We start from the raw sequence: 16,715 nt of genomic DNA on the forward strand, positions 1-16,715 counted from the left end.
ATGTACCCGATGCCTTTCGCGCCGTGCAGTGCATCCGGCGGATTGAGCCCATAACCGTTAGCAAACCCAATTCGGTCCCTCAGTCCGCCGGCGCCGGAGCAGAATTCGTTGGCGCACCGATACTTTCACCCGCGTCAATCAGACCTACAGTCCCAAAACGTGCGCGCAGTTCGGTTTTCAGAACTTTGCCGGCGGGGTTGCGTGGCAACGCGTCTACGACCTCGAGAGCCTTCGGGTGCTTGTACCGCGCGAGCCGCTCGGTGAGGAACGCGTCAAGATCGCGCAGGTCAAGATCGGTCTGGTCGGCTGTGCCGAGCGCGGCATCCAACGCCACGATGGCCACGGGCACCTCGCCCCACTTGTCGTCCGGACGCCCGATCACGGCGACCTCGGCGATGGCCGGGTGGGCGGCGAGCGCGTTCTCGACCTCGGCGCAATAGATGTTCTCGCCGCCGGAGATGATCATGTCCTTCTTGCGGTCGACGACCCAGACGTAGCCCTCCTCGTCCTGGCGGACGAGGTCGCCGGAATGGAACCAGCCGCCCGCGAATGCTTCCGCGGTGGCCGCCGGGTTGTTCCAGTAGCCGGCCATCAGCGTCGGTGCCCGGTAGACGATCTCGCCGACCTGTCCGACCGGGACGTCGTTCATGTCCTCGTCGACGACGCGGGCGGCCACGGTGGGGATCACCTTGCCGACCGAGCCGAGCTTGCGGATCGCGTCTTCGCCCAACAGCATGCACGTCACCGGCGACATCTCCGTCTGGCCGAAGGCGGCGAGGATCTGGGTGCCCGGGAAGGTCTCGGCCATCCGGCGGAGCAAGGTGTCCGACGCCGGTGCGGCGCCCCAGGACAGGACTCGCAGGCGCAACGCGCGCGGCCGTGCCTGCTGTGCCGCGCACACCGCCTGCCACTGCGCGGGCACCAGGAAGATGCCGGTGACCTGCTCGGCTTCCAGCACGTCGAGTAACTCGTCGGGGTCGAACGCCCCCAGCGGGTAGATCACGGTCGGGCGGCCCAACAGCAGTCCGGGGATCATGTTGCCGATGCCCGCGATGTGGAACAGCGGCACGCCGATGAAGCCGACGTCGTGGTTGATGTCGGCGCCGTTGGTGAACAGGAACGTCAACGCCTGACCGGCGATGTTGGTGTGGGTGAGCACCGCGCCCTTGGGGCGGCCGGTGGTGCCCGAGGTGTACATGATCAGCGCCGGGGAGTCGTTCGGGATGTCCACCGTCGCCGCGGGGTCGCCCGCCTCGGCGATCAGGTCGTCGTAGCCGATCACGTGCTGGTCGGTCGCACCCCCGGCGACGATCACGGTGGTAAGCGTCGGGTCGATGTCACGCACCGCGGTCGCCACGTTGGCCAGCACCGCCTCGGTGATGACCACCTCGGCCCGGCAGTCGCTGACCAGGAACGCGATCTCCGGCGGAGTCATGCGGAAGTTGACCGGCACGGCGATCGCGCCGAGCTTGTTGACCGCGAGGAACGACTCGATGAACTCGGTGCGATTCAGCATCAGGATCAGCACCCGGTCGCCGAACTTCACCCCACGCCTGCGCAACGCGCCCGCGAGGGTGCCCACTCGCTGATCGAGTTCCCGCCAGGTCGTCGTCCGGCCGAGGAACCGCAACGCGGTGGCTTCGGGCTGCATCAGAGCGTGGCGAGCAAGCTGGTTCGTCCAGTTCTGCCTGCGGGCGAGATAGGGCTGTGCGGTGGGATCCGGCTCGATCAACTGCTGATGCTCCATCTGAACAGGTTGCGCCTGGATGATATTTGATCAAACATGGTGTTGCCCCGGTCACACTATGGCCTCGGCCGCTTTGGGACAAGCCCGCCTCAGCGCTGGCGAGGAACGACCGGAGACCGCAGTGAACGCACCCACAACAGCTCGGCGGCGACCGCCGGGGGCGGTGCGGCGCGAACAGCTGTCCGACGAGGTCGCCGCGCGGTTGCGCGCCGACATCATGACCGGCACGCTGCGGCCGGGCACCTTCATCCGGCTGGACGAAACCGCCGCGGCGCTCGGGGTGAGTATCACGCCCGTGCGCGAGGCGCTGCGCACGCTTCGCGGCGAGGGCATGGTGCAACTCGAGCCGCACCGCGGCCACGTGGTGGTACCGCTGACGCGGACCGATGTCGAGGACATCTTCTGGCTACAGGCCACGATCACCAAGGAGCTGGCGGCCACGGCGGCCGTCCGCATCACCGACGCCGAGATCGACGAGCTGGACCGGCTCAACGACGAGTTGGCCGCCGCCGTCGAACGGCACGACACCGAGGACATCGCCGCCGCGGAATTCACCTTCCACCGGGCGTTCAACCGGTCCACCGGCCGAATCAAGCTGGCCTGGTTCCTTCTTCATGTCGCCCGCTATCTGCCCGGACACATCTACGCCGGCGATCCGCAGTGGGGGGTGTCGGCGGTGGCCGGCCACCGTGAACTCATCGCGGCGCTTCGTCGGCGCGACGTGGCCACCGTCGTCGCACTGACCGGCGACGAGTTCACCGACGGCTCGCAGCGTCTGATCGCGCGACTCGACGAAACGGGCCTGTGGAGCTGACTTCCATCGCGCGCCGAACGTGGGCTACCCGCACACGTCCGCGTGGATTCGCGTGCGGCGAGCCCACACTCGGCGAGCTCAGGTCGCGGCCAGCTGCTCGGCGCGGGCCTTGAGGTTGCCGGCCAGATAATCGAGAGTGTCGCCGATCGCCTTCTTCACCATCTGCTTGGGAATCGCCAGCTTGGTCTCGACGTCGAGGTCGACGGTCAGCAGCGACGTCGGCCCCATGGGCACTACCGAGAATTTCTGTTCCTGCTTCTCGAAGTGGTCGCCCTGTTGGAGCACGGTGAAGATCTGGTTCTCGCCCGGGTAGTAGACGGCCGTGATGAACGTGCCCGCCTGCCCCTGCACGACGACGTCGAGACGCAACTGGCTGGGCCGGCCGTCGTCGTAGCGCGCCAGCACCCAGCACCCTTTGATCTCTTCGTTCCATTGGGGGTAGGCCTCGAAGTCGGCGACGATCCCCATGATCGCTTCGGCGGAGGCCGCCACCTCGACGGTCTTGCTCACGAGCGGCATCCGACGAGCATATCGACTCCACCTGATGGTCGAACTCTTCCCCGCAGGCGGGCGGTACCCCCACAACGCGGCTCGTGCCTCGCCGCTTGATCGTCGTCCGACTAGTCGGCCCGCGCGTTCTCCAGCAATGTGCGGATCTGCTCCGGGATCGGCACCGGTCTGCGGGTGGCCCGGTCGACGTAGACGTGCACCCAGTGCCCCACCGCGGCGACCGGACCGTCCTGCTGCCACAGCCCCAGCCGATAGGTGACGCTGCTGTTGCCCAGCCGCGTCACCGCCAGCCCGACCGTCAGCGGCTCCGGGAACCGCAGCTCGGCGAGGTACCGGCAGCCGGATTCGGCCACCACGCCCAGCCAGGGCACGGCCAGCGGGTCGACCCCGACGCTGGTGTTGATCCAGCCGTTGATCGCCGTGTCGAAGAGCGCGTAGTACACCGCGTTGTTGAGGTGACCGAACATGTCGTTGTCGGCCCACCTGGTCGTCACCGGCCAGTGCACCGGAAAATCGCCCGACGACGGCGACTCCTCGCTTCTGGTCATGGCAGCAGTGTCGCAGGCAGGCTGGTGGCCATGAGGATCCGCGGTGCCGTGTTGGAAGAGATCGGCCGCGCGCGGCCGTACGCCGAGTCCAGGCCGCTGTCGGTCGGTGAGCTGGACCTCGACCCGCCGGGCAGCGGCGAACTACTGGTGCGGGTCGAGGCCGCCGGGTTGTGCCACTCCGACCTGTCGGTGGTGGACGGGAATCGGGTGCGACCGGTGCCGATGCTGCTGGGCCACGAGGCGGCCGGGGTCGTCGAGGCGCTCGGCGCCGGGGTCTCCGACGTGAGCGTCGGCACCCGGGTGGTGATGACCTTCCTGCCCCGCTGCGGGCAGTGCGCGGCGTGCGCGACCGACGGCCTCACCCCCTGCGAGCCCGGCAGCGCGGCCAACTCGGCAGGCACGTTGATGACCGGAGCGCGACGGCTGTCGCGCGACGGCCGGCCCGTGCACCACCATCTCGGCGTCTCCGGTTTCGCCACCCGCGCGGTGGTCGACCGGCGCTCGGTGGTGCCGGTGCCCGACGACGTGCCCGCGACCGTGGCATCGCTGCTCGGCTGCGCGGTGCTGACCGGCGGCGGCGCGGTGATCAACGCCGGCCGCCCGCGCCAGGGCGACACCGTGGCCGTCGTCGGCCTCGGAGGCGTCGGAATGGCGGCGGTGCTCACCGCCTTGGCTCAGGACGACGTTCACGTGGTCGGCGTCGACCCGCTGCCCGACAAGCTGGAAAGGGTGCGCCGCATGGGCGCACACGAGGCTTACCCGCCCGACGAGGCGCGTGATCGGGGCCTCAAGGCGACCGTCGTGGTCGAGGCGGTCGGCCATCCGAGCGCGCTGGAGACCGCGGTCGATCTCACCGCTGCGGGTGGCCGGACGGTGACAGTCGGCCTGCCCCGCCCCGACGCGCGAGTATCGCTGTCCCCATTGGGTTTTGTCGCCGAGGGTCGGTCACTGATCGGTAGCTATCTCGGTTCGGCGGTGCCCTCCCGCGAGATCCCGTACTTCGTCGGACTGTGGCGTGCGGGCCGGCTGCCCGTCGAGTCGCTCGTGTCCTCGACGATCACCCTCGACGAAATCAATTCGGGCATGGACGAACTCGCCGATGGCAAAGCAGTACGGCAGGTCATCCGCTTCGACTAGACCTCGCCGTCGTTGGTGCGCACCTTGGTCACACGCAGCGTGACGTCCTCGACCGTGCCGCGGGTGTCGTTGAACGCCAAGTCGGAAGTCATCGCACACGCGGCTTCCCACTATCGCGGGGAAGCCAAACAATGTGCCGGTCAGAACCAGTCGGCGCGCATGTCGACGGTTGTGCGGTCCAGGCTGGCGAGCAGGTCCAGTTGCGGTGCGGTCCTGGGTAGTTCGTAGCGGAAGAAGTAGCGGGCGGCCTGGCGTTTGCCGTCGTAGAAGTCGCCGCTGTGACCGTGCGCGACGAGTTCCTGCTGCAACCAGATCCAGGCGACGACGATGTGCCCGAACGCCTCGAGGTAGACCACGCTGTTGGCCATCGCGGCCTCGATGTCACCGGAGCCGAACATCTGGGCGGTGACAGCGGCGAGGCGTTGCCATGCGGCGTCGAGAAGGCTCGCATGCTCGGCGGGCTGACCGCCGAGTGCGCCGGCCGCGGTCACCGTCCGGCCGATCGCGGCGCCCACCGCGGCCAGGCCGGCGCCACCATGCGATGGCACCTTGCGGCCCAGCAGGTCCAAGCTCTGGATGCCGTGCGTGCCTTCGTGGATCGGGTTGAGCCGATTGTCGCGGTAATGCTGTTCGACGTCGTACTCGCGGGTGTAGCCGTATCCGCCGTGCACTTGGATGGCCAGATCGTTGGCGGCCAGGCACCACTGCGAGGGCCAGCTCTTGCCGACCGGCGTCAGCATCTCGAGCAGCAGCGTGGCGCTTTCCCGCTCTTCATCGGACTGTGCGCTGTGCACAAGGTCGACGAGCTTGGCGCAGTACAGCAGCAGTGCCAGGCCGCCTTCGGTATACGCCTTCTGCGCCAACAACATTCGCTTGACATCTGCGTGGTCGATGATCGGCACCTGCGGTGTCGCGGGGTCCTTGACGCCGACCGGACGTCCCTGCGGACGCTCGCGTGCGTACTCCACCGATTTGAGATAGCCGGTGTAGCCCAGCGCCACCGCGCCCATCCCGACGCCCAGCCGGGCCTCGTTCATCATCGTGAACATGTAGGCGATACCGCGGTGCGCTTCGCCGACGAGGTAACCGACCGCGCCGGGTTGCCCGCCCGGGGTGTAGGCGCCCTCACCGAGGTTGAGCACGGTGTTGGTGATGCCGCGCTGGCCCATCTTGTGGTTCAAGCCCGCCAGCACCACGTCGTTGCGCTCGCCGATCGCACCGCTTTCGTCCAGCAGGTACTTCGGCACGATGAACAGCGAGATGCCCTTGGTCCCCGGCGGCCCGCCCGGAATCTTCGCGAGTACCAGGTTGACGATGTTGTCGGTCAGCTCGTGTTCGGCTCCGGAGATCCACATCTTCGACCCGAACAGCCGATACGTACCTGGCCGAGAGGAATCGCGCTGCGGTTCGGCGCGGGTGAGGATGTCGGCCAGCGACGAACCCGCCTGCGTCTCCGACAGCGCCATGGTTCCGGAGAACCGTCCGGCCAACATCGGTTGGACGAACTCCTCGATCTGCTGCTGCGTGCCGAACCGGGCCAGCAGGTTGGCGTTGGCCATCGTGAGCATGAGATAGCCCGTCGTGCTGACGTTGGCCGCCGAGAACCAGGCGAACGCCGCCTGCGCCACTGTCGCGGGCAACTGCGCGCCGCCGAGCCGATGATCCATCGACATCGCGATCAGGTCGGCCTGCGCGAACGCATCCCAGGCCTCCTTGACCTCGGGGATGACGGTGACCTTCTCGCCGTCGAAGCACGGCTCGTTGGCGTCGCTCTTCTTGTTGTGCGTCGCGAAGTACCGCGTTGCCAACTGCTCGCACAGCTCCAGCACCGCGTCGAAGGTCTCGCGTGAATGTTCGGCGAACCGCTCGCGGCTGGTCAGCTCATCGACCCGCAGCCACTCATAGAGCAGGAAATCGAGGTCGCGGCGCGAGAGCAGCAGGGACTTCACGGTGCGGTGGCCGTGTCCGGTTCGCCGGGCAGCGCGTCGACCTCGATGCCCAACGGTGACTCCGTGCGCACCGACTCGTCGCGGATCAAGCCGCGCAACAGCGCCGTGCTGAACTCGACGGCGATCTCCTGCGCCGTGCGCCTACCGTGCGGCCGCAGCCAGCGATAGGCGCCCAAGGTCATCCCGATGTAGCCCAACGCCAGCACGTGGGAGTCGCAGTCGTGGAACTCTCCGCTGGCGATGCCACGGTCGATGACGTCGCGAACATGCTCGTAAACCTGGGTTTCCTTCTCGCGGATGTAGGCCACCTGGTCCTCGGTGAACCACTCGCTGATGTACGGGCCCTCCTGGAAGTACACCGCCGCGCGCTCGATGTCGCCGGCGATGCCGACCAGCAGCCGCCGGGTGAAGTGGTAGATCGTCTCGCGAGCCGACGCGGACGGATCGTCGTGCAGCGCGTCGACCGTGGAGTCGGCGGCGCCCTTGTAGATGTCGTAGAGGATCAGCGACTTGCTTGCGTAGTAGTGGTAGACCGTCGCCTTGTTCAGGCCGACCGCGTCGGCGACATCGTCCATCCGGGTGCCGTGGTAGCCGCGCGCGGCGAAGAGCTTGGTGGCGACGGCCAACAACTCATCGCGACGGGTCCTCCCGTTCGGGGGGACGGCTTCCGGAGAGGGCATGGCGACTCACTATATGCAGGGCCGAACGTCAGCCGGGCGTCAATCAACTGGTTGGAAGTGTAGGTGTTGGGGGTGTCGCAGGCCGCATGCCGGGTCTAGACTTCGGGCATAACCAGCCGCACTCGAGAGGTGACCACATGGATCCGAACCCGGACTATGACGCGAGCGACGAGCTGGAATACGGGGTCAACTGGTTCGCCTGGATACTCCGCGGCGTCTACCCGCCACCCGCCTACCCGCCGGTCTGAACCGTCGACTACAGCGCTTTGAGTTCCTCGATCACCGAGGTGACGGACTTCTTGGCGTCGCCGAACAGCATGGAGGTCTGGTCGAGGAAGAACAGCGGATTCTCGATGCCCGCATAACCGGCGTTCATCGACCGCTTGAGCACGATGACCGACCGCGATTCGTCGACGTTGAGGATCGGCATGCCGTGAATCGGAGAGCTCGGGTCGTTGCGCGCCGCGGGATTGGTGACGTCGTTGGCGCCGATGACGAGTGTGACGTCGGTGCGGCCGAACTCGCCGTTGATGTCGTCCATCTCCTTCATCGCGTCGTACTCGACGTCGGCCTCGGCCAGTAGCACGTTCATGTGCCCCGGCATGCGGCCCGCGACGGGATGGATGGCGTACTTCACTTCCACGCCTTTGGATTCCAGCAGGTCGGCCATCTCCTTGACGGTGTGCTGGGCCTGCGCGACGGCCAGCCCGTAGCCGGGGACCACGATCACCTGGTTGGCGTAGGCCATCTGGATCGCGGCGTCCGCGGCGGAGGTGGATTTGACGGTCCCCTGGTCACCGTCCGGGCCGGCCACTGCGGCGCTGCCACCGCCGAAGGAGCCGAACACGATCGCCGGGATCGAGCGGTTCATCGCCACGGCCATCAGGTTGGTCAGGATCGAACCGGACGCGCCGACGATCATGCCCGCGACGATCATCGCGGTGTTGTTCAACGCCAAACCGGCTGCCGCGGCTGATAATCCGGTCAACGCGTTGAGCAGTGAGATGACGACCGGCATGTCGGCGCCGCCGATCGGGAACACCACGAACAGGCCCATCAGGCCGGCCAGCGCGAGCACCAGCATGATCGTCCAACCCGGGCTGCCTGCACCGGCGTTGAGCCCGATGTAGATCGCCGCGGCGGTCGCGCCCAGCAGAAGCAGCACGTTTGCGGCCTGAAACAGCTTGGCGGAGGCGACAAGTCGCTTCTCGACGTTCTTGGGAATCGACTCCTGCAGTTTGAGGAACGCCACCAACGAGCCCCAGAACGACACCGAACCGATGATCGCGGCGAACAGTGAGCCGGCCACCAACGCGACGGTCGGGTGCTGATCGGGCGTGAAGTGCGCGAAGCCGTCTGTCTCGATGAACTCCGACCACGCGATCAATGCGACGGTGCCGCCGCCGACGCCGTTGAACAGCGCGACCAACTGCGGCATCGCGGTCATCTTGGTCTTCTTGGCCGGCGGCACACCGAGAATCACGCCCAGCGCCAGTCCGGCGACGATGAGGATCCAGTTGATCGACGCGGTGTCGCGCACCTTGATCAGCGTCGCAACCACGGCGATGGCCATACCGGTGGCCGCGATCCAGTTGCCGCGCACCGCGGTCTTCGGTCCGGTCAGTCCGGACAGCCCGAGGATGAACAGCGAGAACGCGAGGATGTAGAGAACGGTGACGAGGTAGTTCACTTGTCGGCCGCCTCAACAGCTTTGGGTTCCGGCCTGCGGGACTTGAACATCCCGAGCATCCGGTCCGTCACCAGGAATCCGCCGATCACGTTGAGGGTGCCGAAGATCAGCGCGACGAACGCGATGGTCCGAACCCCCCAGTGCGCGTCGGCGGGCAGATCGCCCAGCACGATCAGCGCGCCGAGCACCACGATGCCGTGGATGGCGTTGGTGCCCGACATCAGCGGCGTGTGCAAGGTGTTGGGCACTTTGGAGATGACGGCGAACCCGACGAACCCGGCGAGCACCAGGATCGCGAGGTTGGCCAGCAAGTGGTCGTACATCTATGCCTTCCGGGTGACGCAGGAGGCCGCCACGACCTCGTCGTCGAAATCGGGTGCCAACGCACCATCGGTGATCAACAGTTCCAGCAGCGAGGTCAAGTTCTTCGAGTAGAGCTCGCTGGCGTGCTCGGGCATTGTCGCCGGCAGATTCAGCGGCGAGGCGATGGTGACGCCGTGGCGGACCACCGTCTGGCCGGGCTCGGTGAGCTCACAGTTGCCGCCGGTCTCACCCGCGAGGTCGACGACCACACTGCCCGGCTTCATGCCCTCGACCGCGGCGGCCGTCACCAACCGCGGCGCCGGGCGCCCGGGCACCAGCGCGGTGGTGATCACGACGTCGAACCCGGTGATCGCCCGCTCCAGCTCCTTCTGCTGCTGGGCGCGCTCCTCCTCGGACAACTCCCGGGCGTAGCCACCCTCGCCGGCGGCTTCGATGCCCAGCTCGAGCCACTGCGCGCCGACCGAACGGACCTGATCGGCCACCTCCGGGCGCACGTCGTAGCCGGTGGTGCGCGCCCCGAGTCGCTTGGCGGTGGCCAACGCCTGCAGCCCCGCCACCCCGACACCGAGCACCAGCACCGACGCCGGCTTCACGGTGCCCGCGGCCGTCGTCAGCATCGGGAAGAAGCGCGTCGACTCCGACGCCGCGAGCAGCACCGCCTTGTAACCCGCGACGTTGGCTTGCGAGGACAGCGCATCCATCACCTGGGCGCGCGAGATGCGCGGGATCGCCTCTACGGCGAACGCTTGCACGCCTGCGGCCTTCAGCGCGGCGATCTGGTTGTCTTCGTTGCGTGGGGCGAGGAAGCCGATCAGCGTCTGGCCGGAGTTGAGCTTGCCCACCTCGTCCGCGGTCGGGGGCGCCACCTTCACCACCACGTCTGCGGCCCAGGCGTCGCCGATGGTCGCACCCGCGTCGGTGTAGAGGTCGTCGGGGAGAAGGGCCCGCTCGCCCGCGCCGGATTCCACGACGACGGCCACACCGCTGTTCACCAGCGACGCGACCGCCTTCGGCACCAGCGCGACGCGGCGCTCGTCGGAGCCGGATTCGCGCACCACCCCGACCGTCGGGGCCGCCCGACCGGCGACGTCCGCATCCGTCGTCTGCGTCATGACGGAACACCTTAACCGCAACCGCTGGTCACAGCTAAATCGGTACGGACCGTCGCGGATTTCTTCTCGGCAAGGCGCGGCGGTTGAACCCCTGGTGGAACTAGCATCCCGTCCGTGCCACAAGACGAGCCGCCGAAAACTCGCGGTAGCACGCGTGGCCGGCTGGCCGGTATCGGCACAGTGCTGATCATTCTCGTGGTCTACGCCGGATCGTTGGTGGGCTATCACTACGTCTCAGGTTCGGCCCGGTCGTTGGGCCCAGCGGACCTGGGCGAGGACAGCGACACGATCGTGCAGGTGACCCTGGGGGCGCTTCGCACCGTCGGTAACGAGTTGGACGTCAAAGTCGTCGTCTTCCCCTCCGAGGACCACATGAACACCGACCTCAATGTGGTCAACACCGATATCGCGGTGCGGCTGTTCATGAACGAGGTCAATCTCGGCATCGATGACCTGAAGACGCCGAAGGGTCAGTTGCCTGCCCAGGTCAGCACGACGATCACCGCCACCGGTGACCCGGACAAGTGGCCGTTCGACTCGTACACGGTCGGGGCGCTCGGCGCCGACCTGATCGTCGGGACCGGTGACGACCGCCAGTTCGAACCCGCCCGGGTGGTGGTGACCGGCGGCCTCGACGGCTGGGACATCACCAGCACGCGCAGCGGCCCGGCCACCCAGTCGGCCGGCGACGGCGACTACGAGACGGTGACGTTGACTCGGGCGCGGGGCCCGCTCGCTTTCGATGTCGGCCTGTGCCTGGTGCTCATCACCCTGCCCGCGCTGGCGCTGTTCGTCTCGATCGAGATGCTGCGCGGCCGCAAGAACTTCCTTCCGCCGTTCGGTACCTGGTATGCCGCGAGCTTGTTCGCGATCATTCCGATCCGGAATTTCATGCCCGGCGCACCGCCGCCCGGCGCATGGATCGACCAGATCCTCGTGTTGTGGGTGCTGCTCGCATTGACCGGGGCGATGGTCTTGTACTTCACCGCCTGGTGGAAGCGCAGCGACTGACCATTACTTTGATGGTTAGTTGACCAGCACCACCACGGGAGGCCATCGGATGGCTGTCGACCGGCTGCTACCCACCCGGGACGCCGAAGACCTGATCGCGCTCACCCGCGACGTCGCCGACAAGGTGCTCGACCCGATCGTCGACGACCACGAGAAGGCCGAGCGCTATCCCGAAGGTGTGATGGCGCAGTTGGGCGCGGCCGGATTGCTGAGCCTGCCGCAGCCCGAGGAGTGGGGCGGCGGCGGCCAACCTTTCGAGGTCTATCTGCAGGTACTCGAGGAACTGGCGGCGCGCTGGGCGGCGGTCGCGGTGGCGGTCAGCGTGCACAGCCTGTCGTCGCATCCGCTGCTGGTGTTCGGCACCGACGAGCAGAAGCAGCGGTGGCTGCCGGGGATGCTGTCGGGCGAGCAGATCGGCGCCTACAGCTTGTCGGAACCGCAGGCCGGATCGGACGCCGCGGCGCTGCGGTGCGCGGCGACCAAGGCCGAGGGCGGCGGTTATGTGCTCAACGGCTCGAAGTCCTGGATCACCCACGGCGGGCGCGCCGACTTCTACACGCTGTTCGCGCGGACGGGCGAAGGCTCCCGCGGGATTTCGTGCTTCCTGGTGCCCGGCGATCTTCCGGGCCTGAGCTTCGGCAAGCCCGAGGAGAAGATGGGCCTACACGCGATCCCGACCACTTCGGCGTTCTACGAGGATGCCCACCTGGAGGCTGACCGGCTGATCGGCGCAGAGGGCCAGGGTCTGCAGATCGCTTTCTCCGCACTGGATTCGGGGCGGTTGGGCATCGCCGCGGTCGCCACCGGCTTGGCGCAGGCCGCGCTCGACGAGGCCGTCGCCTACGCCAACGAACGAACCACGTTCGGCCGCAAGATCATCGACCATCAGGGGCTGGGGTTCCTGCTGGCCGACATGGCGGCTGCGGTGGGCAGTGCGCGCGCGACGTACCTGGACGCCGCCCGGCGGCGCGATGCCGGGCGGGCCTACTCGCAAGAGGCCAGCGTGGCCAAGCTGGTGGCGACCGACGCCGCGATGAAGGTCACCACCGACGCGGTCCAAGTGTTCGGCGGCGCCGGCTACACCCGCGACTATCGCGTCGAGCGGTACATGCGCGAAGCCAAGATCACCCAGATCTTCGAGGGCACCAACCAGATTCAGCGCCTCGTCATCGCCCGCGGGCTTACTCCCTGAGCGCGTGAAGGGCCCCGCGAACAGTCGCAAAGTGCCCTAAAAACCCGTCGAATCGGGGCATTTCACGTCTGCTCGCCGGATGGGGGTGAGGTGACCGTGACCTGGGTGCCGTGGCCGGGCACGGAATTGATCCGCATCCACCCGCCCATCGCGTCGAACCGCGCCAGCAGTGAACCCAAGCCAATGTGGCCGTCGGCGACGTACTGCTCGACGCTCGCGGGGTCGAACCCCGTACCGTCATCGGCGACGGTCAGCACGATCCGGTCGCCTCGGCGCAACAGCGCGACCCGCACCACCGTCGCGCCGGCGTGCTTGTGGATGTTGGCGAGCAGTTCCCGCGCCGCCCGGTAGAGCAACTGCTGCGACTCCGGCTTGCCGACATCGTCGAGATCCGCCTCGATCACGTAGTCGCCACGAGACTCGAACTGGCGCAACAGCTCCCGTATCGCGGGCATCAGACCGAGCTGGGCGAGCACCTGCGGATGCAGTTCGGTCACGGTCGAGCGCAGTGCCGCCGCAGTCTGCTGCAGCGCGCTGTGCACCGTGTCGAGCGCGGGGTCGTCGGCGCGTTCCCGGACCTCGTCGAGGTCGAGACGCGCGGCCAGCAGCGTCTGCAGCGGTCCGTCGTGCAGGTGCTCGGCGACCTCCCGGTTGTGCCGCTCATCGGCCTGCATCGCCTCGGACACCAGTTGGCGCCGCACATCCTGCAGTTTGATCACGCGGGCCTGTCGGCGCACCAGCACCACGCACAGCGCAGTCGTCGCCACCGCGGACCACAGCAGGAATCCGAACTGCGTGTAGACGACGTCCGGCAGGCCGACCGAGTCGTCGCGCCTGGAATACACGATCCACACCGCCAGATAGCCCAGCGCGGTGCCGATTCCGAGCAGTGCGGTCAGCGTCGGGCGGTCCTGGAACGCAACCGCGATCGGTAGCAGGAAAAACACCGGAAGCAGCGCCGCGGTGGCCCCGCCGGACACCAGACACAACACCACGACGACGAGCACGTCGACACCGGTGGACGCCCAGTTCGCCCACCGGGGCACCGGGCCGCGCAGGATCACGACCAGCCACAGCACGGCCGCGGCCGCCCACACCCCGAGCACCACGGCGTAGACACCGGGCAGCCAGTGGTCGACCTCCCAGATCCACACCAACACGGCGACCAGCGCGATCAGTGGCAGCCGCAGAACCGCGGTGACGCGCACGGGTTCGGCGGTGAAGAAGTTCGCGATCCGGTCCAGCACGACGCGTCAGTCCAGCAGCTTGCGGCGCATCGCCTCGGCGACCGCGGCACCGCGGTCGTTGACCCCGAGCTTCTCGTAGAGCCGCTGCACGTGGGTCTTCACCGTCGACGGCGCCAAAAACAGCTGCTTGGCCATCGCGGGGATGCTGCTGCCCGAGGCAATCAGGCGGAGCACTTCGCGTTCGCGCGGGCTGAGCACCGGGCCTTCGGGCTCGGCGCGCTTGCGGATCTCGCCGGCCAACCCCCCGGCCAGGCTCGGTGCGACGACGTCTCGGCCCTTGGCGCAGTCGAGCACCGCGGCGACAAGTTCCGAACGGGTGGACTGCCTTGGGCAGGAATCCCGCCGCGCCGTTCTGCAGCGCCTGGTAGACGATCGCGGACTCGTCGTGGGCGGAGACCAGCAGCACTCGGGTGGGCAGTTCGTCGCGCAGGACGGCGGCGGCCACCTCGGCGCCGTCCATACCGGGCATCCGGTAGTCCAGCAGCGCCACCGCCGGCGTATGCGATCGAATCGCCTCGAGGGCGGCTGTTCCGTCGTCGGCCTCGGCCACCACCTCGATCTGACCGCTGGAGATCAGCGCACGGACCACGCCGTCGCGGAACATCGGGTGGTCATCGCCCACCACCACCCGGACCTTGTCACCGGTCGTGCCGCTCACCACGCAGTCAGCTTGGCACAGCAGCGCGCCCGCTTCCTCCGATTGGCGGACACACGATTCATCCGCACCGTCCTCCGGTCGCCCGACATACGGCTGCTGCGGGCTGCACCATGCTTGGGCCATCGCCGGAACAACCCGGTGTCAGGCCCGAAATCACACGCACACAGAGGATCACGATGAACACCACCGCAACTCGCCGCGTCGCCCGGCTCTTCGCGCTGACGGCCGTCTTCGCCGGAATCGTCGCGGGCGCACTGGCCGTCGCGGGTGCCGCCAGCGCGGGCACCTACTCGCACGACATGACGCCCCAGCCCACCACGACCGCACCTGCACCCGTCACAGCACACCCGGCGCCGGGTGCCCATCCGCACCATGGCATCCCGCATCTGACGTACGTGCAGCCCGACTACCACCGCTGAGACGCACGCAAAAGGCGGGGACACCATCGGGTGTCCCCGCCTTCGCGGTTCAGAGCTAGACGCCGGCGAGTACGTCGGCCGTCTGCAGCGCCTGGGCGACGCCCGAGACGATCGACGCCAGCCGGATCGCTTCGAAGATCGCCGGCCGCGCCACATCCGCGTCCCGGAGGGTCTTCTCGTGCGCTGCGAGGCAGTGTCCGCATCCGTTGATCGCCGAGACCGCCAGCGACCACAGCTCGAAATCCTCTTTCGGGACACCGGGATTGCCGATGATGTTCATCCGCAGGCCGGCCCGTAGGTCGTCGTAAGCGCCGTCGAGTTGGCCCTTCGTGCGGTAGAACACGTTGTTCATGCCCATGATCGCGGCCGCGCCCAGCGCGGCGTTGTAGGCCTCCTGGCTGAGGATGTCCAGTGCGTCCTCGGCGATCTCGCGCAGCAGCCGCTGCGACTTGGTCGCGGCGGCCGTCGCCACCAAGGCACCCCACAGCTGCTGTTCGGACAGCTCGGTGGTCTTGACGATGCTGCCCAGGTTGAGCTTCAGGTCCTTGGCGTACTCGGGCAGCGCGTCCTTGATGTTGTCGATGCTCACGGTCACACCGCCTCTGCCAACAGCTCGGCCGGCTTGATCGTGGGATCGCCCTTCTTCCAGTTGCAGGCGCACAGCTCGTCGGACTGCAGGGCGTCGAGAACCCGCAGCACCTCGTCGACGTTGCGGCCCACGGAGCCGGCCGTGACCGACACGAACTGGATCTCATTGTTGGGGTCGACGATGAACGTCGCCCGGTCGGCGACACCGTCGGCGTTGAGCACTCCGGTCGCCAGCGCCAGTTCCCGCTTGAGGTCGGAAGCCATCGGGAACGGCAGCTTCTTGAGGTCCTCGTGTTGGGCCCGCCACTGGAAGTGGACGAACTCGTTGTCGACGGACACGCCGATGACCTTCGCGTCGCGGTCCTCGAAATCCTCGTTGAGCTTGCCGAACGCGGCGATCTCCGTCGGGCACACGAAGGTGAAGTCCTTCGGCCAGAAGAAGACGATCCGCCACTTGCCCTCGTGGTCGTCGCTGGTCACGCGGATGAAATAGTCGTCGGGCTGCTTGGCATCGACCTCGGAGAGATCACCGCCGACCACCGCCGCCATGTCGTAGCGGGGAAACTGGTCACCGATCGTCAACAATGCCATCGCTCGCACACCATCCTTATTGCTTAGTTTGGATTCAGTCCAGATTACCTATCCAATTCTGCGCGGTCCGCGCTGCAAAGACAAGCCGCCCCGACGTGATTGCTGCCACACCGGCGCCGTGAAATTGGTTCCGTTTCAGCAGATTTCGGGGGACCGACTGCGGGCTCGCCGCCGCTCCGGCCGCGCGAGACCGCAAAGACGCCGTCGTTGCTACCGTCGGGGGGATGTCGAACATCTCTGAAAACGACCGCATCGAGGACGTCACGCCAGGCGACCTCGTGCTCGTCGACCGCGGCGCCGGCCCCGTCCCGTGCAAAGTGGTCCACAAGGACGAAACCGAGGGAACCTGCGTGGTCACCTACGAGGTCGACGACGGTGGAACGTTCCAGGTGGAGTACGCCGCCGGGACTCGCGTCACCCGCTCGCTCGAGGCGAAATGGGAATCCGAACAAAGCCCGACGCAGCACAAGCCGCTCTGACCGGGTGTCATATCGTGGC

General features: G+C 67.4%; 18 protein-coding genes and 2 pseudogenes. 7 read left to right on the forward strand and 13 right to left on the reverse strand.

Features of this window, described 5'->3' with window-relative positions; genetic code table 11:
- Positions 1–79: 79 nt before the first annotated feature.
- Entirely contained in the window at positions 80–1,747 is a 1,668-nt protein-coding gene (fadD5, locus tag AU188_RS20700; protein WP_059165357.1) for a fatty-acid--CoA ligase FadD5, read from the reverse strand.
- Between the two features lie 121 nt (positions 1,748–1,868).
- Here fadD5 and AU188_RS20705 point away from each other — a divergent pair, with 121 nt between their 5' ends.
- Positions 1,869–2,561, forward strand: coding sequence for a GntR family transcriptional regulator (locus AU188_RS20705; protein ID WP_059165358.1), 693 nt, complete (start codon positions 1,869–1,871; stop codon positions 2,559–2,561).
- Between the two features lie 78 nt (positions 2,562–2,639).
- Here the strand turns inward: AU188_RS20705 and AU188_RS20710 are convergent, their stop codons facing one another.
- Positions 2,640–3,080: an SRPBCC family protein gene (locus AU188_RS20710; RefSeq protein ID WP_059165359.1), complete on the reverse strand. Its 441-nt coding sequence runs from the start codon at positions 3,078–3,080 to the stop codon at positions 2,640–2,642.
- 101 nt (positions 3,081–3,181) lie between these two features.
- Complete coding sequence (locus AU188_RS20715) at positions 3,182–3,619, reverse strand: acyl-CoA thioesterase (protein WP_059165360.1); 438 nt, start codon at positions 3,617–3,619, stop codon at positions 3,182–3,184.
- A 30-nt stretch (positions 3,620–3,649) separates the two neighbouring features.
- Between AU188_RS20715 and AU188_RS20720 the strand changes: the two genes are divergently transcribed.
- Positions 3,650–4,756, forward strand: a complete 1,107-nt coding sequence (locus tag AU188_RS20720) for an alcohol dehydrogenase catalytic domain-containing protein (RefSeq protein WP_059165361.1) — start codon at positions 3,650–3,652, stop codon at positions 4,754–4,756.
- Here the strand turns inward: AU188_RS20720 and AU188_RS25370 are convergent.
- From AU188_RS25370 to AU188_RS20730, 3 genes are read right to left on the reverse strand one after another with little or no spacing between them, the layout of a single operon-like run.
- Complete coding sequence (locus AU188_RS25370; RefSeq protein WP_156426762.1) at positions 4,753–4,848, reverse strand: mechanosensitive ion channel domain-containing protein; 96 nt, start codon at positions 4,846–4,848, stop codon at positions 4,753–4,755. The genes AU188_RS20720 and AU188_RS25370 overlap by 4 nt on opposite strands.
- Before the next feature lie 48 nt (positions 4,849–4,896).
- On the reverse strand, positions 4,897–6,705 hold the full coding sequence (locus AU188_RS20725) for an acyl-CoA dehydrogenase (protein ID WP_059165362.1): 1,809 nt from the start codon (positions 6,703–6,705) through the stop codon (positions 4,897–4,899).
- The gene (locus tag AU188_RS20730; protein WP_059165363.1) at positions 6,702–7,385 is read right to left on the reverse strand and encodes a TetR/AcrR family transcriptional regulator; all 684 of its coding nucleotides are present in this window, start codon (positions 7,383–7,385) and stop codon (positions 6,702–6,704) included. The genes AU188_RS20725 and AU188_RS20730 overlap by 4 nt, the downstream gene beginning before the upstream one ends.
- A gap of 137 nt (positions 7,386–7,522) precedes the next feature.
- Here AU188_RS20730 and AU188_RS25860 point away from each other — a divergent pair.
- A pseudogene (locus tag AU188_RS25860) lies at positions 7,523–7,633 on the forward strand (CAP domain-containing protein); the annotation flags it as partial.
- Positions 7,634–7,641: 8 nt separating this feature from the next.
- On the opposite strand, the gene AU188_RS20735 reads toward AU188_RS25860, so the two are convergent.
- The 3 genes from AU188_RS20735 to AU188_RS20745 are packed head-to-tail and all read right to left on the reverse strand — an operon-like array spanning position 7,642 to position 10,511.
- Positions 7,642–9,075: an NAD(P)(+) transhydrogenase (Re/Si-specific) subunit beta gene (locus AU188_RS20735; RefSeq protein WP_059165364.1), complete on the reverse strand. Its 1,434-nt coding sequence runs from the start codon at positions 9,073–9,075 to the stop codon at positions 7,642–7,644.
- Positions 9,072–9,398 carry an NAD(P) transhydrogenase subunit alpha part 2 gene (locus AU188_RS20740; protein WP_059165365.1) on the reverse strand — a complete coding sequence of 109 codons (327 nt, stop codon included), beginning with the start codon at positions 9,396–9,398 and terminating at the stop codon, positions 9,072–9,074. The genes AU188_RS20735 and AU188_RS20740 overlap by 4 nt, the downstream gene beginning before the upstream one ends.
- Entirely contained in the window at positions 9,399–10,511 is a 1,113-nt protein-coding gene (locus AU188_RS20745) for a Re/Si-specific NAD(P)(+) transhydrogenase subunit alpha (RefSeq protein ID WP_059165366.1), read from the reverse strand.
- 114 nt (positions 10,512–10,625) lie between these two features.
- Here AU188_RS20745 and AU188_RS20750 point away from each other — a divergent pair, with 114 nt between their 5' ends.
- Complete coding sequence (locus AU188_RS20750) at positions 10,626–11,522, forward strand: DUF4436 domain-containing protein (protein WP_216636196.1); 897 nt, start codon at positions 10,626–10,628, stop codon at positions 11,520–11,522.
- Positions 11,523–11,571: 49 nt separating this feature from the next.
- Positions 11,572–12,714: an acyl-CoA dehydrogenase family protein gene (locus tag AU188_RS20755; protein ID WP_059165368.1), complete on the forward strand. Its 1,143-nt coding sequence runs from the start codon at positions 11,572–11,574 to the stop codon at positions 12,712–12,714.
- Between the two features lie 62 nt (positions 12,715–12,776).
- On the opposite strand, the gene AU188_RS20760 is transcribed toward AU188_RS20755, so the two are convergent.
- Together AU188_RS20760 and AU188_RS20765 are read right to left on the reverse strand one after the other, a co-directional pair.
- On the reverse strand, positions 12,777–13,961 hold the full coding sequence (locus tag AU188_RS20760) for a sensor histidine kinase (RefSeq protein WP_059165369.1): 1,185 nt from the start codon (positions 13,959–13,961) through the stop codon (positions 12,777–12,779).
- Positions 13,962–13,967: 6 nt separating this feature from the next.
- Positions 13,968–14,565 (reverse strand): annotated as a pseudogene (locus AU188_RS20765) (response regulator).
- Positions 14,566–14,795: 230 nt separating this feature from the next.
- On the opposite strand from AU188_RS20765, the gene AU188_RS20770 reads away from it, so the two are divergent.
- Positions 14,796–15,038 carry a hypothetical protein gene (locus tag AU188_RS20770; RefSeq protein ID WP_059165370.1) on the forward strand — a complete coding sequence of 81 codons (243 nt, stop codon included), beginning with the start codon at positions 14,796–14,798 and terminating at the stop codon, positions 15,036–15,038.
- A 55-nt stretch (positions 15,039–15,093) separates the two neighbouring features.
- Here AU188_RS20770 and ahpD read toward each other — a convergent pair whose 3' ends face one another.
- The gene (gene ahpD / locus AU188_RS20775; protein WP_059165512.1) at positions 15,094–15,627 is read right to left on the reverse strand and encodes an alkyl hydroperoxide reductase AhpD; all 534 of its coding nucleotides are present in this window, start codon (positions 15,625–15,627) and stop codon (positions 15,094–15,096) included.
- A 2-nt stretch (positions 15,628–15,629) separates the two neighbouring features.
- Entirely contained in the window at positions 15,630–16,217 is a 588-nt protein-coding gene (locus AU188_RS20780; RefSeq protein ID WP_059165371.1) for a peroxiredoxin, read from the reverse strand.
- A gap of 224 nt (positions 16,218–16,441) precedes the next feature.
- On the opposite strand from AU188_RS20780, the gene AU188_RS20785 reads away from it, so the two are divergent.
- Positions 16,442–16,696: a hypothetical protein gene (locus AU188_RS20785; protein ID WP_059165372.1), complete on the forward strand. Its 255-nt coding sequence runs from the start codon at positions 16,442–16,444 to the stop codon at positions 16,694–16,696.
- Positions 16,697–16,715: the final 19 nt, after the last annotated feature.

The organism is Mycobacterium sp. IS-3022, assembly GCF_001500065.1.
GTDB lineage: Bacteria > Actinomycetota > Actinomycetes > Mycobacteriales > Mycobacteriaceae > Mycobacterium.

Bases quoted from the DNA above. Each gene is read 5' to 3' on its own strand.
- fadD5 (WP_059165357.1), bottom strand. From the start codon at position 1,747: ATGGAGCATCAGCAGTTGATCGAGCCGGATCCCACCGCACAGCCCTAT.
- AU188_RS20710 (WP_059165359.1), bottom strand. From the start codon at position 3,080: ATGCCGCTCGTGAGCAAGACCGTCGAGGTGGCGGCCTCCGCCGAAGCG.
- AU188_RS20715 (WP_059165360.1), bottom strand. From the start codon at position 3,619: ATGACCAGAAGCGAGGAGTCGCCGTCGTCGGGCGATTTTCCGGTGCAC.
- AU188_RS20720 (WP_059165361.1), top strand. From the start codon at position 3,650: ATGAGGATCCGCGGTGCCGTGTTGGAAGAGATCGGCCGCGCGCGGCCG.
- AU188_RS25370 (WP_156426762.1), bottom strand. From the start codon at position 4,848: ATGACTTCCGACTTGGCGTTCAACGACACCCGCGGCACGGTCGAGGAC.
- AU188_RS20730 (WP_059165363.1), bottom strand. From the start codon at position 7,385: ATGCCCTCTCCGGAAGCCGTCCCCCCGAACGGGAGGACCCGTCGCGAT.
- AU188_RS20740 (WP_059165365.1), bottom strand. From the start codon at position 9,398: ATGTACGACCACTTGCTGGCCAACCTCGCGATCCTGGTGCTCGCCGGG.
- AU188_RS20745 (WP_059165366.1), bottom strand. From the start codon at position 10,511: ATGACGCAGACGACGGATGCGGACGTCGCCGGTCGGGCGGCCCCGACG.
- AU188_RS20755 (WP_059165368.1), top strand. From the start codon at position 11,572: ATGGCTGTCGACCGGCTGCTACCCACCCGGGACGCCGAAGACCTGATC.
- AU188_RS20770 (WP_059165370.1), top strand. From the start codon at position 14,796: ATGAACACCACCGCAACTCGCCGCGTCGCCCGGCTCTTCGCGCTGACG.
- AU188_RS20780 (WP_059165371.1), bottom strand. From the start codon at position 16,217: ATGGCATTGTTGACGATCGGTGACCAGTTTCCCCGCTACGACATGGCG.
- AU188_RS20785 (WP_059165372.1), top strand. From the start codon at position 16,442: ATGTCGAACATCTCTGAAAACGACCGCATCGAGGACGTCACGCCAGGC.